Origin of the sequence: Paenibacillus paeoniae (assembly GCF_003388735.1) — a bacterium.
Taxonomy (GTDB): Bacteria; Bacillota; Bacilli; order Paenibacillales; family Paenibacillaceae; genus Pristimantibacillus; species Pristimantibacillus paeoniae.
On the sequence record NZ_QUBQ01000001.1, the window covers coordinates 1,950,618 to 1,969,235 of the forward strand.

Here is an 18,618-nt window from a genome sequence, read left to right on the forward strand (position 1 = left end):
CGAAACACTAGTTGAATATGGAGTAAGAAAGCGCCCACAATACCGGAGTTGCGAGGGGTTTTGCTTTTATCGAGGATTATGATGCTTTCTGCCTGGAGGCCCGACCTGGAAAAAGCTACCCTAGAGCCTAGGCGACGTTCGCTCTCCCACGTTTTGCTCAAGCAAGCGGCAATGACCGCAAAAAAATATGGCGGTGAAACGAACCTCTCTTGAGACCGCCATCCGCCATTCCTTTTCTTGAGATGCTACATTCATTAGTCGAGCTCACTAAACAAGTGAACAGACCGGACTAGACAAGATACCACGGTCAATCACATAATGTTATCGACATGCCAGTTACTGCGAACTGTACTCCCTCCGGCAATACATCCTTCTTATTCACATCGATATCATGAGAAAGATGCGTCAGGACCATCCGACCAGGCTTCCAACGCTCAAATAGCTCTATAGCTTCCTCCACATCGTATATCGATCGTGTATGGATCGGATATGGCTCCTTGACGAAGCTAGTACCCAATATGACGAGATCCGCTCCATAGAACGGCCGTTGCTGTTCTTCCGTCAAATCAATCGCATCCGAACAATAGATCCAGCGGTAACCGTTAACCGAATGAATAAACTCAAAGGCATAGGAGTAGCCATTGCGACCGTGATGTACACGGAAGCATCGTACGACCCACTTTCCCAGAACGAGAGATTCCTCCATCGGGATAAAGCGGAGACGTGAAGCTACCCATGGAAATCTCGCCGTAATCTCTGGAATAACTTCCGCCGGACAATACGTCAGCCCTTCCTTATCCGTCCATCTGCATGCATCGTACCATTCCGGCAGGCCGCCAATATGATCGTAATGGGCATGCGTAATTAGCATCCGATCAACTGAGCGAAAGCCTGCATCCTCCATTTGACGTCCCCAATCCGGACCGCAGTCGATCCATGTCGTGCCGGATACAGGCTCCCGCATGTAAAATGACGGCCTGAGCCTTCGATTGCTCCCTGCCGCTCTTGCCTCTACGCATACCTGGCAATCACAATAAGAACGGGGCACCCCTTGAGAGTCCCCCGTTCCGCAAAATATTAGTGTGGTCATAGAGGCAGCAGTCGAACGGTGGTCATGCCCTGCAATTGGTCAATCATCGTCAACCATGCTTCCGGTTTGTTCGGCAAAGCCGAGTAATAGCCGGTCAGAAAAGCTGCGACAAGCGCTGCATCGATCTCGTCTGCCGTCTCGTCTTGTGGCAAAAAGCCAAGGTCAAGCTCTGTAACCGCATGTCCTTCATGATCCCAAGAGGGATGAACATAAGCGAGATCAAGACGTTTGTAGCCCATATGGGACAGCACTTCTCTTCTCACATACGGATTCATTGGCGATACACCGCCGAATTCATGGGAAGCGGCGCGATAAGGATCATAGATTTCTGCAAACATGCCAAGCGGCTCTGTGCCCGATTCTTTCGCCAGACGCTCCAGATCACGCTGACGGCTTCGCATCAGGAAGCGTCCCACCCCAAGCGACGGCTTGCCGATAATCGTAAAGTCCGTCATCGCTACGCGAAGCGAAGGATAATAACGGTATTCCGTAGAGCCGACAACCTCATCTCCATGCAGCGCAACGTATACATGGATGTTCTCGTCCAGCAGAGGCTCTCTCCACAGCTCGTAAGCGAGCACTTCCTCCGGCGGGAAGATCGAGCCAAGCAGCTCATGCAGTGGCTTGAAGTAAGGATCGTCAATGGAGGTAATACGATGATAGGTTAACATAAGTTCGTCACTCCGATTCAGCTTGATATTTCATTCATATTGGTTAGGAAAGAAATGGATTGCGCCATTCCATAATGACTGCATAATTAAGCGATTCTTCATCATCCAAATAATTCTCGGCAATGCCGACAGGTACACGACCGCAGCGAAGCAGGAATGAAATTACAGGATCATTCCATTCGCCTGACAATACCTTCTCAACATATTGCTGCGGAGTCGCTTCCTGCGATTTGGCTCCATATCCGGGCATTCTACCTCCGCCCAGCAAGCGCTCCAGCCGCAGCTGTACGACCGTTTCGTACATCGACTGCATCAGCCATTTGCCAAGTCCCGTCTTACGGAATTCCGGGATGATGCAAATATCGACAACATACAAAGTATTGCCATTCGGACGATGGTTGCGAATATAGCCGTTATCCGCGACTGCTTCCCAGTTGTGATTATGCTCATAATCTCCAACATTGATAATCAGACCGGTCATGGAGCCAGCAATGCGTCCGTCAATCTCGGCGCAAAGCGCCCCCTCGGGAAAACGGCTCACATGCTCGCCAAGCTGTTCCTTGTTCCAATGCAACTCCTCAGGATAAGGCGGCGGGAAGCTTAAGCGCTGTGCTTCAATGAGTCCGTCAAAGTCACGCTCTGAATAATTACGAATAACAGCCTCCACCGGTTTCCCGTTATGCCATACGTATAGATGTTTATTCACTCGCGAAGCTCCTCTCCGCCGTCAGCTCCAGTCCGGATACAGATCCGACCGTCTGTCTCTCCAGGTCATAACCGAGCCGTTTTTTCTGACTTCTTCAAGCAACGATAAATCAAGATCGCCCACAACGAGCATGTCGTCATTGATGATACCTTCCGCAATAATGCCTGCAGGAGGGAATGGAATGTCGTTCGGTGCAAGAATGGCAGCTTGACCGAAGTTAGCGCGCATAAAGTCTACCTTGCGAAGTGCGCCGACTGTCCCTGTCGTCACAACATAAATCTGGTTTTCAATCGTTCTCGCATGGCAGCAATAACGAACGCGATAGAAGCCATGGCGGTCATCGGTGCAGGATGGACAGAAGATCACATCTGCCCCCTTCGCTCTTGCCATCCGAACAATCTCTGGAAACTCGATATCATAGCAAGTAAGCATGGCAATTGTGCCGAATGGCGTCTGGAACACCTCAACACCATCGCCCGGCGACATATCCCACTCCTCTACTTCCGTAGGAGTGAGATGAATCTTGTCTTGAACATCGATCCTACCATTCGGATGAAACAGATGGGCGGCATTGCGGCGTTTTCCGCCTTCCACTTCCACAACGTGAGTACCTCCGATTATGTACATGTCGTAAGCTTTGGCCAGATTGGAAAATAACCGCTTGTAGTCTTCTGTAAAATGAGGCAGCTTCCCGATCGGAAGCGGCTCGCCCTGATCGTCCCCAATCGATAGAAGCTGAGTCGTCATAAACTCAGGGAAGAGCAGGAATTGCACCCCGTACTCGGATGCATTCCTTACGTAGTGGGTAACTTGCTCTTCGAATTGCTTGAAACTCTGGATGTCGGCAAGCTTGTATTGCACCGCCGCTACACGATACTTCATGGTATAACTCCCCCTGAAATCGATTATTTGCGTTGCTTGAACTGGAGCGTAATCGTCGTGCCCAGCTCCGGCAAGCTGAAGACATCAATCTTGCCTTCATGCAGATCGACGATCCGCTTGGCAATAGACAAACCAAGACCAACTCCGCCTGTCGAGCGGCTTCTTGCGCCATCAACGCGGTAGAAGCGTTCAAACAAATGCGGAATTTCTTTTTCCGGAATACCCATGCCTTTATCTTTCACTTCGATTTTCACAATGTTCTTCATTAACGTAATAGAGATATCAATCGGTTCCTTGGAATACTTGATCGCGTTATCCAGCAGGATAACCAGCAATTGCCGAATCTTGTCCTTATCGCCCATCATGCGAACGACTCTGGATAGCGCTTTGACACGAATCGGCCGTTGGAACGTGGTCTGCAGCATCGTCGCAAGCTCGTCCACTACCTGAACGACATCGAACATCTCCAGCTTCAGCCAGTCTTCCTGCTCCGCTTCAGCCAGCGTAAGCATCGATTTCGTCAGGACTTGAAGGCGCGTTGCTTCCTTGGCAATCGCCTCGACCGCTTCATCGCGTACGCTCTCGTCATCTCTGCCCCATCTCTTCAGCATCCCTGCATAACTGCTAATAACCGTTAGCGGCGTCTTCAGTTCATGCGAAGCATCCGCTACAAATTGCTTTTGTCTCGCAAAGGTGCGATCGAGCCGTTCAATCATCTGATTGAACGCCCGGACAAGCTGCTGAAGCTCTGCCGACTCTTCCCTATTGCCCATGTCAATCTGACGAAGCTTGCCGCTTCGGTCAATCTCGCGCATCGTATTAACCATTTGTTGAATCGGAGCAGTCAACCTGGAAGTAAACCAATAGGTGCCGAAAATCGCGAAGAGAATAGCGCCTCCGCTAGTTACACTAAGCGCAGCAACCAGTACCTGCAAATAATCATCAAGCTCATCCAGAATACGCATCACTTCCAGCATGGCAATGACTTTGCCATTCTCGAAGAGAGGCACCTGCATAAAAATGATTCTTTCCCCGCCTCTCGTAATCATACCGGAGTCATGATAGGGCTTGAACTCCGCCGGGATTTCAAGCAGCGCAGGATGCGAACCCATGCCGATATTCAGCACACGGTTATTGGGCGCAATGATACGGACCATCTCGTTGATATTGCTGTACTCTTCCAGCAGCTCCGGGGAGCTAAGCGCTCGGCCGCTCTGAATTCGCGGATTTTCCAGCATGATGTTGACCTTGGTCGAGATGACCTCTTCTTCACTCTCTGTCGTAATCTTGATGACATAGAAGTAGACGAATATATTAAAGAAGATCAAGATTAATATAAGCCAAAAAATGGTGAAAAGCGTAAACCGTTTACGCAGCGTCATGCATCCGGCTCCTTTATCATGTAGCCTACGCCGCGTACCGTATGAATCAGCTTATGGCGATAGCCCTTGTCCAGCTTTTGGCGCAAATAACGAATATACACGTCAACCAGATTGGTTTCCCCGATAAAGTCATAACCCCATACTTCAGATAAAATGTCTTCACGAGACTTCTCTTCATTGCGATTTTCAACCAAATAAACAAGCAGCTCAAATTCACGAGGCGTCAGCTCGATCAGCAGATCCTTGCGAAACACTTTGCGCGTGCGAAGCTCAATCGTCAGATCGCCAAGCTTGATTAAATCTGAGCCTTCCGCTTCCTTCGGATATTGTTGGAAAATACGCAATATATTTCTGACCCTGGCCAGCAGTTCTTCTACCGCAAACGGCTTCGTGATGTAATCATTAGCTCCATGCTCGAATCCGCTCACCTTATCGGGGACGGTATCTCTAGCTGTAAGCAATATAATAGGAACGGGATTTCCAGCTTGGCGGATAAGGCGGAGCACTTCAATTCCGCTCATCTCCGGAAGCATCACATCCAGCAGCACAAGATGCCATTCGCCGGAAGATGCCATTTCATATCCTTTGCGCCCATCATTGGCCACGCCTACCGTGTATCCTTCGTGTTCAAGCTCTAGTTGTAATATGCGGGCGATCCCCGCTTCATCTTCAACGACAAGTATGCGTTCATTCATGAGTCTGGACCTTCCTTCTTGTTAGAATCCCAACAATATTATCATCATAAAGAAGGATATGTCCAATTGCAAGAGAATCAACCCTCCCCGCGACGCTCGGTTCCCTTAGTTAATTCGTCGCACAGCGGGGACATGGCCTTGCCGAGCCGGTAGTCCAACACTGTATTTTCCGTCATCCACTTGTTGCTCCACAACGAGTTCAATACCGCATCTTGCGGCAGCAGTGGAATGGCACATATTGGAGGATTGGGGAATAGGGACAGCCATTCGGCCCTGGCACGGAATCGTACGTCCTTGTTCGCAACCCAGTGCAACGCTCCTCCGTTTGCCCCAAGCTTTTCGCCAAGCTCGATCAGACGTTGAACTTGGTCCACTTGCCACTTCGCTATAAAGGGATCGCCTACTGCGATCACATGCATCGATTCCATCAACCAATATAAAGCATCGGGCTCATGCCACTTGCTGGAAAAATCAATAATGTTGATTTCGCTGCCGTATTGCCTCAGCTTCTGCTCGAACAATCTAGGATCATGTCCGTTCGGTGACAGGTGATGAGATGGAACGACGCACCAATGAATCCGATTACTCTCCTTCTTTCTTCGATTGTAAAGCTCTGTATAGCTGATAATGCCATTCTCGTCATGAGGATCCCTCTTGGATCTTGCGGGAAGCAATTCCACCCACTCCGGCTGAACGCCATAATATTCGGCTGCCGTGACGGAGCAGCCTCTGCGGCCCAGCATCATAGCCAGCGTAATAGACAGCATCGTTGCGCCTGCACCCGGCGACATGGAGATGACGCTCACAAGCGTCGGCTTTAAGCGATTCATATGTACATCCCAACGTTTGGGTCGATCATCCAATAGAACGGCTTGAGAAGAAAAGGCTTTCAACGCTTGCTCTACTTCATTCATCGATTGATAACGATGCAACGGGGAGGGCTGAAGCATTCGCTCCAGTACCATACCGAATGAAGGAGGATAGTCTTTGGGCAACTGCGGACTGATGAATCGGGAACCGTCCGAATCACTGTCATAGGTTCGAATGCCATTAGAAGCGATATAAAATAGTAAGGCGCCAAGACCGTATATATCTGTCCGAACGTCGCTTTGTCTCCCGTCCCGCTGCTCCGGCGCGGCGAAGCCAATCGTACCAAGCTTCACCGTATCTTGATGCTGCCCAGCCTTGTACCTTCTGGAGATGCCGAAGTCGATCAGCTTAATATTGCCTTCTCGATCTATCATCACGTTGGACGGTTTCAAATCCCGGTGTATGATGGCAGAAGGTCGCGAATGCAGATAGATTAACGCCGAGCATAGCTGTAAGCCAATATGAATCAATTCAGGGAAAGTGAACCCGCTCATCGATTGAGACAACATGCTTGCCAATGTATCTCCGTCAATATAATCCATAATCAGCACCTCTCTACCCTCCCCCTCTTGAGACGGAAAGTAATCGGTGATTAGCGGCAAGTAAGGATGACTCAATTTCATGAGCATATGGGCTTCTTCCGAATAAATGCCCCCGCCCATGCTGCCTGACGTTATTTTCATCGCACGAACGGTACCTTCTAGCTTCATATCCTCTACCGCATAGACGACTCCCATGCCGCCTTGACCGATAACACGAATGACACGGTATCGCCCTTCGACAATTGTGCCGCTTTTCAATATTTGACTACCTGATTCCAACTTTTCCATTCTATTGACTCCCTCTCTCCCCAAACGAAAAAAAGCATCACGAAATCACCTGCCCTCGGCAAGTGTTTTTCGGGATGCTTTCCCAATTCAAATATGGATGTTATTGTCGCTATTATAGCATAGGTGTGATTTCAGTCACAATGGTGACACGCAAGTGAACTTATTCCTTACTTCGTAGATAAAGCGTAATCTCTTCTCGATTATGAAAGAGCTGCTTGGCCTTTAGCACGATAAATGCCGTACCGAGACGTTCCTTCACTTCCCGAATCGTCTGCATCGGCTTGCGGTGCATAAGCTTGACTGTTACTACCGCAGTAGCTCCTGGTGCCAGTGAGCTTCTCAAATCCAGGACAAGCTTGCTCATCAGCATCGGACTCCAGCTCATATCGCAGACGAGCAGATCGAAAGCTTCTTTGGGCAGCTTGGCTTCTGCAGCGTTGCGCTTGATGTGCGTAAGCACAGGGCTCACAAGCAGGGACGGATGCATCTCTGCCGGATCGATCGCCGTCACGCGAAGTCCGCGCTCCAGCAACAAGGATGTCCAGCCGCCTGGAGCTGCGCCTACGTCCAGCGCATGTCTGTAGTCCGCGTATCGGAGTCCAAAGGCGATCTCCGCTTCAAGCAGCTTGAACTTGGCTCTGGAGACTTGTCCCTCTTCACGCTGGAACCGAATGGCTCCGCCCGGCCAATCCGACAACATCTCCTTCGGTGTGCCGAAACCGACGTACAGCTTGTCCCCTGCCGCATAGATAGAGATGATTATCTCTGGCCCCTGCACGACGGGTTCCGCACCCAATTCCTCCAGCACGGCATCGAGCAGCGCCTTCGTATCCGAAGCCGAATAATGAAAGGAAGTATGGGCATTTCTTCTAATATGAACAGCCGTCCGCTTTTCTTCAAAGCTAAGGCGTGCGTTGCGAATCATATCCGCCAACCCTTGCAAATCAGTTGCGCTTCCATCAATATCCATGGTCCGATCCACAGGCTGGATATGTCGCAGGAATATAGGCTCCTCCCGATGAACAGCCTCTAGCGCTTCCGCTTGCTCCAGCGCGCAATTCATCAGGAACACTTCTCCTGCTGCAAGCAGCGTAAAGCTTGCTCCCGGAATAATTCTTCGCAGCTCCTCCATTGCATAAGGAGCATAAGTTTGATTCGCTGTTCCGATCCATTGACTCACGATGGCTAAGCCTCTTTCATTATGATGTAATAGTATGCCGAATTAAGGTCATGATCGGCGTGATGCCGCCAACACTTCGTCCAGCAGCTGCTGAGGCATAGGCCCCCCGTACAACAGGACATCTTCCGGCAAATACTCCGCCAAATGATGATACATTTGCTGTTTTCCCGGTGCGCTGGACGTGTGCAAGTAGATACGGCGAGGGAATTTTCGATTCTCAATCAGATGGCGTACGACTTCGTAGCCTGTAGGCTGTCCCCAACCCAGATCATAGTCCAGCGACAAAATATCAATGGCCTCGTCGTCTATAAGCAGCTTGCATTCTTCCGCTGTTTTGGCAAGTACGAATCCGTGCGGACAATTGCGGAAGTCATCCAAATAAACATGAATCATCGGGGACCCTCCATCCGTTGTTCTCTCCAATGTGCTGTTACTCGCAGTTTTCCTGACAGGCCGTGCACGCGAATGATTTTCGGTTGCCGGCTGTTATTTTCTGAATGGTACCGCCGCAGCGAGAGCATGCTTCACCATCACGTCTATAAACCTGGAGGCGCTCCGCAAAGCCGCCCGTCAAAATATCTCCCTCAAAAAACGGCTTATCCCCTGCCCCGCCATGCGAGATGGAGTCGCGCAATACGCTGCCCATCGCATGATACAGACTCTCCCAAGCATCATCGTCCAATGAAGCAAGCTTCGCATCTGGCCTGATGCGGGCGGCAAAGGCGATCTCATCCGCATAGACGACGCCAATACCGGACAACAGTCCTTCATCCATTAATGCTGTTTTGAGCGTACTTCTTTTCTTGGCGAACCGGTTCACAAAGCGGGCTAACGTCAGTCTTTTATCCAGCGGATCGATGCCGCGTCCCTTCATGTAAGCCTCCAGGCCTTTCACCGACATCAGCTTCAGATCGTCCCTTTGCAAGCCATAGAACGTCAAATAACGTTCCCCAAAACGAAACGTTACAGATGCCGTGGCATCGGGCTCTTCTTCCCCATATCCGCAATAAGCATGAGCTTCGTTCGGTACGTATGCAAGCAGCCGCTTCCCGTTGTCCAGATGGAATACGAGATGCTGTGCTCTGCGTTCGACGAACCAAATGGTTGTTCCAACTACATGTTCGCCAAGTTCAATTTTAACGGCTTCATCCATCTCTTGCTGATGAATGGTCATTGCTGTAATAAGGGCTCCCGCATAGCGTTCAGCTAACATAGCCCGGTAAATGTCCAACTCCGGCAATTCCTGCATCTAGGCTCTAATCCTCCCTGCACATGCTGTTTACAATTCAAGACTGCTATAAATGGCTTGCCATTTCATCTCTTAAGTCTTCCAACGTGACGCATATCCGATCCGGCTTGCAGCCGGCCGTATTCGTGTAATGATCCAGATTATCCGCATTAGTAAGTCCTGTCAATACAAGCACAGTCTCGCAACCCGCAGCTTTGCCTGCCGCAATATCTGTTGCGATATTATCTCCGACGACCCATGTTTCTTCAGAGGGCACGCCGAGTCGCTGGAGCGAATAATTCATAAGTATAGATGACGGTTTGCCTATAATAATCGGCTCCCGTCCGCTCGCTGCTTGCAGCATCGCGCCAATGGAACCCGCGCCTGGAATGAAACCTTCCGTTGTGGGGAGCAGCAAATCTGGATTCGTCATGATATAAACGGCACCAGCCCTTATGTAGCGGACAGCCTTGGCCATTCGTTCATAGGTCATGGAACGGTCTATTCCTTGAACAACAAACGCCGGTTGTTCATCCTCTGTTAATTGACAGCCAGCCTCCTGCATAGCGACTCGCAAGCCACTCTCGCCAATCACATAGACCGAGGCGCCCGGAGCAAGCTCAGCGACATAGCTGGCAGCGGCCTGTGCTGACGTACACACATCCGAAGCCTTTGCAGGTATGCCCATCCCCGTTAGTCGCTCGGCTACTTCCTCTGCTGTCGATGTCGAGTTATTCGTCACGTATTGATAAGGCAATTTCATTTCATTCACATATGCGATAAGGCGATCCGCCCCATCTATTCGACTGGAGCCGTGATACAGCGTTCCGTCCAGATCGATAAGCAATCCGCCTAAGCGAATTCGCGTTTCGGTCATCGTACCATCCCTCTTCTGTCTAGCTTGCGCCGCAGCCTGGACACGCGATTACGAATGCTGTCCTGCTCCGCCCTATGCTTGTGATCACGACCTCCATAGAGATTCAATTGCTCTATGCAAGCCATAGCTTGGAGTGCAAATGCGAGCGCAGATTCCACTTGTTTTGTACGATGCTCATGATACATAGCAAGCTCAATACAAGCCTCCAGCTTATCCTTATGGGAGCGCTCTCCAGCTTGCACAATGGCTTTCTGCCACAATAACACAGCCCGCTCCCAATTTCCAGCTTTCTTATCGCTAGCCGCCAGCTTAAGCAAAGATGACGAAGCGGCATGATTGTTGTTCATGGCACGGTTGAACAGCACCTCCGGAAGGACGCTTCCGCCCATACGATTCAGCCATAAGCCGGTTCGCACAAGCTCCTCCGCTTCCTCCGGATAAGGAATGCGCTCAAAGATTTGCTCCTGCAGCAGCCAGCCGAACCGGATAGACAAGCAAGCGAGCGACAAGAGATCACTTTCATTATGACGAAATACCCCTTCCAGAGGAGCTGGGTCCCCTTCTGCCAAGTATTGAAAATAGAGCTGAGGAGCAAGAGAACCCGGCACATCATCCAATCTAGTAATGCCTAGCCGCTCTTCTTCAATATGGCTCAGCTTGCAGGAAGTCAGCGTATTTCTCCAAACCGAACGTGACGGATGCAAGAAATCAAGATGAAGCGGCGTCCATTCCGCAAGCCTTAGCGCATTCATGATCATGCGGTTCTGCACAAGCGGCCAATCGAATGTCTTACCATTATATGTAGCCAGATACGTATAATTGCGAAGCTTTTTCTGTAAATCATATAGCATGGCGAACTCTTCGGCGGGATGCCGGATCAGCGTCTGCTCCACAACAAAGGAATTCCCGCTCATATACCCTATCCCGATCATAAAAGGTACGTTCCCAGTGCCGACGCCAAGACCGGTCGTCTCCAGATCGAGGTACAAGATGGATTCAGGCGTCGGCTCTCCGGCTTCCGGATGGAAAGCGGACAGTCCTGACGACGCTCCGATTAATTCCCCGACTGCATGTGTGCCATGGCGATGATCCAGCGGATAAACGCTTCTCCTCACAAGATACGAGCCCGATTCATTGCGCCGAAGCTCTACGCCAAACGTTGACCATCCAGGATGAAGAGACTCATCGCCATCCGAATCTTCCATTGTGACCGGATGGACGGCTTGACGGCCCTCCTTTTCCTTATCTGGATCTGGAGGATGCACTTCTCCTGTTGTTGCCCTTAACCGGTTCATTCTGTCACGCAAGCCGCTCATCGAGCACCCGCTTCCTGCAGCAGCTCTAACGCCTGCTGCTTGCCAAGCAGCCCTACCTCTTCGATTGGGCCGACACATGCAGGGCAGCCGCTTAGGCAGCTGCAAGATGTAATCATCGACTTCGCATGAGCAATCAACTCGTCATGGACTTCGAACAATCGCTCGCTTAAGCCGACCCCGCCGGGATAACGGTCATAGAAATAAATCGTTGGTCGCTGCGTATGTACGGCTTTGACCTGCGGCACGACTCGAATATCGAAGGGATCGCACATCAGATAGAGCGGCGCGATATGTACGAGTACATTGGCAATGCCAAGCAAGGCGAATTGCATTTCGTTTTTGCTCTTGCGAGCTGCCGCTTCCTCGCTGAACGAGAACCAATAGCCGCAAGTATGCAGCTCTTCCTCCGGCAGATGGATTGGACCGGAGCCGATATTTTCATGAGAGCGCAGGCGGATTTTTTTGAAAATAGTGGCCTTCGCATTCACCGTAACCTCGCCGTATTGCCTGAGCAGATCGCCAGTTAGCTTCTCCTTGTCGACATGCAGCACCTTCAGTTCCACTGCCAGGTTGGCATCCGTATAGTAATCGACATCCACTTGCCTCACATAAGCTTTTTTCTCGGGGTAATCCAGCTTCTCTACCTGAAACTGGATCCCTTCATGGATATAAATGGCCTCTTCGTGAATCAGCGTCGGTGCGCTGAAACGATCCACTTCACCAAGAACACGATTATCATGAGTCATATCGACGATAATGAAATTTTCTTGAGCGGCGGAGCGCAGCGAGATATTGTGTGCCGGGAACGATTGCTCCATCCAGAACCAGCGGTCGCCCGCTTTGTGAAGCACCTTCTCCTCCACCAAAAACTCCATCATATCCTCAAGCGACTCCGAGCCGAACCTCTCTCCCGCCCGAAAAGGAAGCTCGTATGCCGCACACTTCACATGATCAATGAGGACGAGCAAATTGTCCGGATGAATAAGGGCTCGTTCAGGCGGATGGCCGAAGAAAAAGTCCGGATTCTGGATCATATATTGGTCCAGCGGGTTGCTGCTCGCTACGAGAAATGTAACCGAGCTCTCCATCCGTCGACCGGCTCTTCCCGATTGCTGCCAGGTGCTGGCGATTGTACCCGGATAGCCATTCAGTACACAGGCTTGAAGCTGACCGATATCGATGCCAAGCTCCAGCGCATTCGTACTGACTACACCACGAATCTCACCGGTGCGAAGTCCCTTCTCAATCTCGCGGCGCAGCTTCGGCAAGTATCCGCCCCGGTAGCCTCTTATCGTCTTGCCATCCAGCTTGTCCCGGATCAACTCCTGCAAATAAGTGAGCAGCAGCTCGACACGCACACGGCTCCTCGCGAACACAATCGTCTGCACGCCTTGCTTCAGCAGCATTGCGGCCAGCTTCTGCGTCTCCAGCACGCTGCTGCGGCGAATGCCAAGCTGCTTGTTAACGACAGGCGGGTTGTATAGCACAAAATGTTTTTCGCCCATCGGTGCGCCATTGTTGTCAACAAGCTCTACCTTCTCGCCGATCAGACGTTCCGCGTGCTCTCTGGGATTATCAATCGTTGCGGATGCGCATATGAACTGCGGATTAGAACCGTAAAACCGGCAAATTCGCTTCAGGCGCCGAATGACGTTTGCGACGTGGCTGCCGAATATCCCCCGATAGGCATGCACTTCATCTATGACAATGTATTTTATATTTTCGAACAGCTTAACCCACTTTGTATGATGAGGAAGAATAGCGGAATGCAGCATGTCCGGGTTCGTCACAACGATATGACCGCTATTGCGGATAGCGTTTCGCACCGTTGGCGGCGTATCGCCGTCATAGGTATGAGTCTTGATGCCGCTGTCCATCAAATCGGCCAGCACTTGCAATTCCGCCACCTGATCCTGAGCCAGCGCTTTGGTAGGGAACAAGTAGAGTGCCCGCCCCTCCTCTTGAAGAAGCATGCTTTGAACGACCGGCAGGTTGTAGCATAATGTCTTCCCTGAAGCGGTTGGTGTCACAGCTACAACATGACTGCCTCTCCTTACAGCTTCATACGCAGCAGCTTGGTGCGAATAGAGCTTTTCAATTCCACGTTTGCGAAGAGCATCGCGCCAAGCGGGATGAAGATCCTTCGGCAACGGAGCAAAACTGGCCTCGCGCGGAGGCAAAGTACGCCAATGCGTAACATTTTCCATAACCGACTCATTCGCCTTCAATTGGCCGAGCCATTCCTCCAGATTCTCCGCTCTCCCCGTCCAGCGATTCATTGCGCTCACTCCTCCCCCTAGCCTAGCTGTACTACTATGTAAAAATAAGCTTATATCTAATGAATCACAGATTCGATCTTTATTGTACAGAATACATGTTCGCTCGGCAATGTCATTTTCAGGAGCTTATTTCGTCCTGTCCCGCCCTGCGCTCATGCACTCGATCAATTTTCACCATACTCAAATCCGTTGCGGCGATTGCATGGGGGAATACGGCAGTCGCTTCAGCCACTAGCTGCGACAGCTCATCGTTGCTGTATCTTCCACTAAAGTGTGTCAGTGCAACTTGCTTCGCTCCAGCTAGCTGCGCGGTACGAGCTGCTTCTATGGTTGTACTATGACCAAATTCATGCGCCTTCTCTTCCAGTCCTGCCGCAAAGGTGGCCTCATGAACGATGAGATCTGCGTTTTTGCCAAGAAGCACCGCCATCTCGCACGGGCTGGTATCGCCAAGTACAGTTACGATCCGCCCTCTAAGCACGCCATCTGTCACGGATTCAGGCGTAATGACCGTTCCGTCCTCCAGCGTAACCGCTTCCCCGGCCTTGAGCTTGCCGAACAAAGGGCCTGATCGTACACCGAGCGCGCGTGCCTTATCCGCCAGTAGCGGTCCCGTTGTATCGCTTTCCTCCACTCGATAGCCAAAGCAAGGCACCCGATGTACAAGCGGACCCGCTTCCACTCGAAGTCGCCCATCTTCATAGATGATACCTTGTTTTTCTTCTTCCAGCTCATGAATGACGATCTCGTAATCCAAAGCCGTTTCGGTTAGGGAGAATACAGTATCTATATAGGCTTTCAGTCCAATGGGGCCATACACGGCTAGCGGTGTTACGCCGCCATCAAACGATCTGCTGCTTAGCAATCCCGGCAATCCGTATAGATGGTCGCCGTGAAGATGGGTAATGAAGATCTTCTCCAGCTTGCTCAGCTTCAGCGGCACATACATCAGTTGATGCTGCGTTGCTTCCCCGCAATCGAACAGCCACCATCCCGTCTCCGGCTCCGGCAGTTGAAGGGCGATAGCCGTCACATTGCGATGTTTATTCGGCCGTCCTGCTCCCGTACCCAAAAACCACATTTTCATAGTCAGCACCTCGCTCTTTATAACTTCCTAGCACAGCCATCTCGAATGAGAAAGGAGCCCTTCGTATTCGGCATATGAGATCCAAATACGAAAGGCTCTTACACAATGGGATTATACTTTCTCGACGTTGAAGTATTGCGCTTCCGGATGGGCGAATACCATCGCTGATACGGATGCCTCCGGCTCCATCATAAAACCGTCAGTCAGCTCAACGCCAATATCTTCAGGATTCAACAGCTCGAACAATGGGCCCTGATCCTCCAGATTCGGACAAGCCGGGTAGCCGAAGGAAACACGGATGCCTTGATAGCGAGCTCCAAGACGCTGCTTCATCGTCATCTCTGCCGGATCAGGGTAGCCGCACAAGTCGCGCATCCGATGGTGAACGCGCTCTGCGAGCCCTTCCGCAACTTCCAGCGCCACCGATTGAAGGGCGTGGGACCGCAAGTAGTCGCCCCTGTCCTTCCAATCATTAGCCAGATCACGAATGCCTTGCCCCGCCGTTACGACAAGGAAACCGACATAGTCCATCACTCCGCTGTCCACCGATTTCAGGAAGTCTGCCAAACAGAGATACGGCTCTACTTGCTGACGCGGAAACGTGAATCGCTTGATTTCCTTGCCTGGCTGCTCAGGGTCATAAATGATGACGTCATTGCCCGATGATTGAGCCGGGAAGAAGCGATACATCGCGTTAGCTCTCAAATATCCCTCCGCCGTGCCTTCCTTCAATATCTCTTCTACCGTTTCCTTTAGTTGAATCGCCTTTTCGTTGCCTTCAGCAAGCAGCTTCTCGACCGTCCCTTTCAGACCGAGATGATGACCGAGCAGCATCTGCATATTGACGTATGGCACGATATGCGGGACAGGCACATCTCTCAAAATGTGGCGTTCCACATCTGGCGGAGCAAATACAGGAGCATTAGGATCAATCTTGGACCGGACAGCGCGCGTAAGCTGCGGCATCGGCTTTGCTTCCTCTTCCAGGCCCGCTCCAGCGGCTTTGTACGCTGCAAGCTCTTCCTCCAGCCTTACACGATGCTCTTGATCCATCAGCTTATTGGCAATGTCCAGACCGTCCATCGCATCCTTTGCATAGAGGACCAGACCGTCATACTCCGGACCAATTCTTGTTTTCGTGAACTTCCGGGTAAGCGCGGCGCCGCCAACCATAATAGGGGCATCAATGCCCGCATTGCGCAAGTCTTGTGCTGTTATGACCATCTGCTGAGCCGACTTTACAAGCAAGCCAGACAAGCCGATGGCATCCGCCTTTTCGTTGCGGTATGCTTCGATCAATTGCTCAGGCGGTACTTTAATCCCGAGATTAATAATTTTATATCCGTTGTTGGAGAGGATAATCTCCACCAGGTTTTTGCCGATATCATGCACGTCGCCTTTGACGGTTGCAAGTATGATCTTGCCCTTGACCGACGATTCTGACTTCTCCATGAATTGTTCCAGATGGGTAACGGATGCCTTCATGACCTCCGCGCTTTGCAGCACCTCTGCTACGATCAGCTCGTTGTTGTTAAACAAGCGGCCGACCTCTTCCATCCCTCTCATCAGCGGGCCGTTAATAATCTCAAGCGGGGCATACTTCTTACGCGCCTCATCCAAGTCAGGAACCAGGCCTTCCTTCGTACCTTCCACGACATAAGAAGCTAGCCGCTCCTCCAGCGTAAGGTTCGAAATCTTTTCCTTCTTCTCAACCTTCTTGTTGCGGAATGCTGCGACAAATGCTGCAAGCGTATCGTCATTCGTATTGTAGATCAGCTCTTCCGCCAGCCTGCGCTCTTCCTCTGGAATAGAAGCGTATCTCTCCAGCTTCTCCGTATTGACGATTGCGTAATCCAATCCCGCTTTTGTAGCGTGGTACAAGTAGACGGAATTGAGTACCTCGCGGCCTGCATCCGGCAAGCCAAAGGAAATATTACTGAGGCCAAGAATCGTCTTTGTTCTCGGATACTTTTCCTTAATCATGCGAATGCCTTCCAGCGTCTCCACCGCCGACCCGATATACTGCGGATCGCCGGAGCCCACCGGGAACATATTAGGGTCAAATATAATATCTGACGGATTAAGGCCGTACTTCTCCACGAGAAGCTTGTACGAGCGGTCGGCGACTTCCAGCTTCGCCTCACGAGACACAGCTTGTCCACGTTCATCTATAAGAATCATGACGACCGCAGCGCCATAGCGGTGGATCAGCGGCACGATTTGTTCGAATTTGGATTCTCCATCCTCCAAGTTGATGGAGTTGATAATCGCTTTTCCTTGCGAATATTTGAGTCCCAGCTCAATAATATGATCGTAAGTGGAATCGAGCATGATGGGCGCTTTAATCTTCTTTACGACCTGTGGAAGGAAGCTGTGAACGGCGAATGCCTCGTCAATATCGGTATCTTGGAGGTTAATGTCAATGACATGAGCCCCGCCCTTTACCTGAGATCTGGCAATCTCTGACGCTTCGTCGAACTTCTCTTCCTTAATAAGCCGCTTGAACTTGCGCGAGCCGGAGATATTCGTTCTCTCGCCAATCATAATGGGACGATTCTCCGCTTCAATAAATACCGTATCAATGCCGGATACCGCGTCTGGATGTTCGCCAAGCTTTGTTCTTGGTGGAAACTTCGCCATGGTCTCCGCCATAGCGCGAATGTGTTCCGGCGTTGTTCCGCAGCAGCCGCCAGCAATGTTCAGCCATCCTTGCTCTGCAAACGCGGACATCTTCAGCGCAAGCGATTCCGGAGACTCATGATAGTTGCCGTTCTCATCCGGCAAGCCTGCGTTCGGATAGCAGCTAACCGCGGAATTCGCGATCTCGCTAAGCGTACGAATGTGGTCGCGCATAAATTCCGGGCCAGTCGCACAGTTAAGACCGATAGATATAGGCTTCAAGTGCTCCAGCGAAATATAAAAAGATTCGATCGTTTGGCCGGCTAGCGTCGTGCCCATCGGCTCAATCGTGCCGGAAATCATAATCGGCAGCTCTTTGCCCAGCGTATCGAATGCGTTGCGAATGCCAATGCTTCCAGCTTTCACGTTCAGCGTATCTTGGGATGTCTCCAGGAGGAGGGCGTCTACATCCGCTTCAATAAGAGCCAGCGCCTGCTCATAATAGCTCTCAACCAGTTCGTCGAACGTTACGCCGCCAGTTACAGATAACGTCTTGGTCGTTGGCCCTAGCGCACCCGCTACGAATCTTGGCCTATCGGGCGTACTGAATTTGTCCGCTGCTTCGCGTGCAAGCCGTGCAGCCGCGAGATTAATCTCACGCGCCTTCTCCGGAATATCATAGTCGGCCAGAACGACACTGGTAGCACCGAACGTATTAGTCTCCAAAATATCGGCCCCTGCTTCCAGGTATTGCTCATGTATCAATGAAATAACGTCGGGTCTCGTCAGCACAAGCATCTCGTTGCAGCCATCCAGCTCTGCGCCTCCAAAGTCCTCTTCCGTCAAATTGGCTTGCTGAATCATCGTGCCCATCGCGCCATCCAGGATGAGGATTCGCTCCTTGAG

Annotated in this window: 15 protein-coding genes; all 15 read right to left on the reverse strand. The window is 51.1% G+C overall.

The window, feature by feature from the left end:
• Nucleotides 1-307: 307 nt before the first annotated feature.
• The 15 genes from DX130_RS08935 to metH all read right to left on the reverse strand — a co-directional run bounded on the left by DX130_RS08935 (nt 308) and on the right by metH (nt 18,585).
• Nucleotides 308-964 carry an MBL fold metallo-hydrolase gene (locus tag DX130_RS08935; RefSeq protein ID WP_338068623.1) on the reverse strand — a complete coding sequence of 219 codons (657 nt, stop codon included), beginning with the start codon at nt 962-964 and terminating at the stop codon, nt 308-310.
• Nucleotides 965-1,086: 122 nt separating this feature from the next.
• Complete coding sequence (locus DX130_RS08940) at nt 1,087-1,761, reverse strand: GNAT family N-acetyltransferase (RefSeq protein WP_116044504.1); 675 nt, start codon at nt 1,759-1,761, stop codon at nt 1,087-1,089.
• A 43-nt stretch (nt 1,762-1,804) separates the two neighbouring features.
• The gene (locus DX130_RS08945; protein WP_116044506.1) at nt 1,805-2,467 is read right to left on the reverse strand and encodes a GNAT family N-acetyltransferase; all 663 of its coding nucleotides are present in this window, start codon (nt 2,465-2,467) and stop codon (nt 1,805-1,807) included.
• 21 nt (nt 2,468-2,488) lie between these two features.
• The gene (locus tag DX130_RS08950; protein WP_116044508.1) at nt 2,489-3,349 is read right to left on the reverse strand and encodes a carbon-nitrogen hydrolase family protein; all 861 of its coding nucleotides are present in this window, start codon (nt 3,347-3,349) and stop codon (nt 2,489-2,491) included.
• A 23-nt stretch (nt 3,350-3,372) separates the two neighbouring features.
• The gene (locus DX130_RS08955) at nt 3,373-4,731 is read right to left on the reverse strand and encodes a sensor histidine kinase (protein WP_116044509.1); all 1,359 of its coding nucleotides are present in this window, start codon (nt 4,729-4,731) and stop codon (nt 3,373-3,375) included.
• On the reverse strand, nt 4,728-5,426 hold the full coding sequence (locus tag DX130_RS08960; RefSeq protein ID WP_116044511.1) for a response regulator transcription factor: 699 nt from the start codon (nt 5,424-5,426) through the stop codon (nt 4,728-4,730). The genes DX130_RS08955 and DX130_RS08960 overlap by 4 nt, the downstream gene beginning before the upstream one ends.
• Before the next feature lie 77 nt (nt 5,427-5,503).
• Nucleotides 5,504-7,126, reverse strand: a complete 1,623-nt coding sequence (locus DX130_RS08965) for a serine/threonine protein kinase (RefSeq protein WP_116044513.1) — start codon at nt 7,124-7,126, stop codon at nt 5,504-5,506.
• A 160-nt stretch (nt 7,127-7,286) separates the two neighbouring features.
• Complete coding sequence (locus DX130_RS08970; protein ID WP_206098780.1) at nt 7,287-8,306, reverse strand: SAM-dependent methyltransferase; 1,020 nt, start codon at nt 8,304-8,306, stop codon at nt 7,287-7,289.
• A 48-nt stretch (nt 8,307-8,354) separates the two neighbouring features.
• Nucleotides 8,355-8,699 (reverse strand): cyclic-phosphate processing receiver domain-containing protein, encoded by a 345-nt coding sequence (locus DX130_RS08975; protein ID WP_116044515.1) that lies wholly within the window; start codon nt 8,697-8,699, stop codon nt 8,355-8,357.
• A 37-nt stretch (nt 8,700-8,736) separates the two neighbouring features.
• Nucleotides 8,737-9,555: an Fpg/Nei family DNA glycosylase gene (locus DX130_RS08980; RefSeq protein WP_116044517.1), complete on the reverse strand. Its 819-nt coding sequence runs from the start codon at nt 9,553-9,555 to the stop codon at nt 8,737-8,739.
• Nucleotides 9,556-9,601: 46 nt separating this feature from the next.
• On the reverse strand, nt 9,602-10,411 hold the full coding sequence (locus tag DX130_RS08985) for a TIGR01457 family HAD-type hydrolase (protein ID WP_116044519.1): 810 nt from the start codon (nt 10,409-10,411) through the stop codon (nt 9,602-9,604).
• A complete protein-coding gene (locus DX130_RS08990; protein WP_116044521.1) occupies nt 10,408-11,727 on the reverse strand; it encodes a ribonuclease H-like domain-containing protein in 1,320 nt (439 codons plus the stop codon). The genes DX130_RS08985 and DX130_RS08990 overlap by 4 nt, the downstream gene beginning before the upstream one ends.
• Nucleotides 11,724-14,006 carry a DEAD/DEAH box helicase gene (locus DX130_RS08995; protein ID WP_116044523.1) on the reverse strand — a complete coding sequence of 761 codons (2,283 nt, stop codon included), beginning with the start codon at nt 14,004-14,006 and terminating at the stop codon, nt 11,724-11,726. The genes DX130_RS08990 and DX130_RS08995 overlap by 4 nt, the downstream gene beginning before the upstream one ends.
• Before the next feature lie 118 nt (nt 14,007-14,124).
• Entirely contained in the window at nt 14,125-15,093 is a 969-nt protein-coding gene (gene rnz / locus DX130_RS09000) for a ribonuclease Z (protein WP_116044524.1), read from the reverse strand.
• A gap of 111 nt (nt 15,094-15,204) precedes the next feature.
• Nucleotides 15,205-18,585 (reverse strand): methionine synthase, encoded by a 3,381-nt coding sequence (gene metH, locus DX130_RS09005; protein ID WP_420818515.1) that lies wholly within the window; start codon nt 18,583-18,585, stop codon nt 15,205-15,207.
• Nucleotides 18,586-18,618 lie beyond the last annotated feature (33 nt).

Bases quoted from the DNA above. Each gene is read 5' to 3' on its own strand.
- DX130_RS08935 (WP_338068623.1), bottom strand. From the start codon at position 964: ATGCGGGAGCCTGTATCCGGCACGACATGGATCGACTGCGGTCCGGAT.
- DX130_RS08940 (WP_116044504.1), bottom strand. From the start codon at position 1,761: ATGTTAACCTATCATCGTATTACCTCCATTGACGATCCTTACTTCAAG.
- DX130_RS08950 (WP_116044508.1), bottom strand. From the start codon at position 3,349: ATGAAGTATCGTGTAGCGGCGGTGCAATACAAGCTTGCCGACATCCAG.
- DX130_RS08955 (WP_116044509.1), bottom strand. From the start codon at position 4,731: ATGACGCTGCGTAAACGGTTTACGCTTTTCACCATTTTTTGGCTTATA.
- DX130_RS08960 (WP_116044511.1), bottom strand. From the start codon at position 5,426: ATGAATGAACGCATACTTGTCGTTGAAGATGAAGCGGGGATCGCCCGC.
- DX130_RS08965 (WP_116044513.1), bottom strand. From the start codon at position 7,126: ATGGAAAAGTTGGAATCAGGTAGTCAAATATTGAAAAGCGGCACAATT.
- DX130_RS08975 (WP_116044515.1), bottom strand. From the start codon at position 8,699: ATGATTCATGTTTATTTGGATGACTTCCGCAATTGTCCGCACGGATTC.
- DX130_RS08980 (WP_116044517.1), bottom strand. From the start codon at position 9,555: ATGCAGGAATTGCCGGAGTTGGACATTTACCGGGCTATGTTAGCTGAA.
- DX130_RS08985 (WP_116044519.1), bottom strand. From the start codon at position 10,411: ATGACCGAAACGCGAATTCGCTTAGGCGGATTGCTTATCGATCTGGAC.
- DX130_RS08990 (WP_116044521.1), bottom strand. From the start codon at position 11,727: ATGAGCGGCTTGCGTGACAGAATGAACCGGTTAAGGGCAACAACAGGA.
- DX130_RS08995 (WP_116044523.1), bottom strand. From the start codon at position 14,006: ATGAATCGCTGGACGGGGAGAGCGGAGAATCTGGAGGAATGGCTCGGC.
- rnz (WP_116044524.1), bottom strand. From the start codon at position 15,093: ATGAAAATGTGGTTTTTGGGTACGGGAGCAGGACGGCCGAATAAACAT.
- metH (WP_420818515.1), bottom strand. From the start codon at position 18,585: ATGGGCACGATGATTCAGCAAGCCAATTTGACGGAAGAGGACTTTGGA.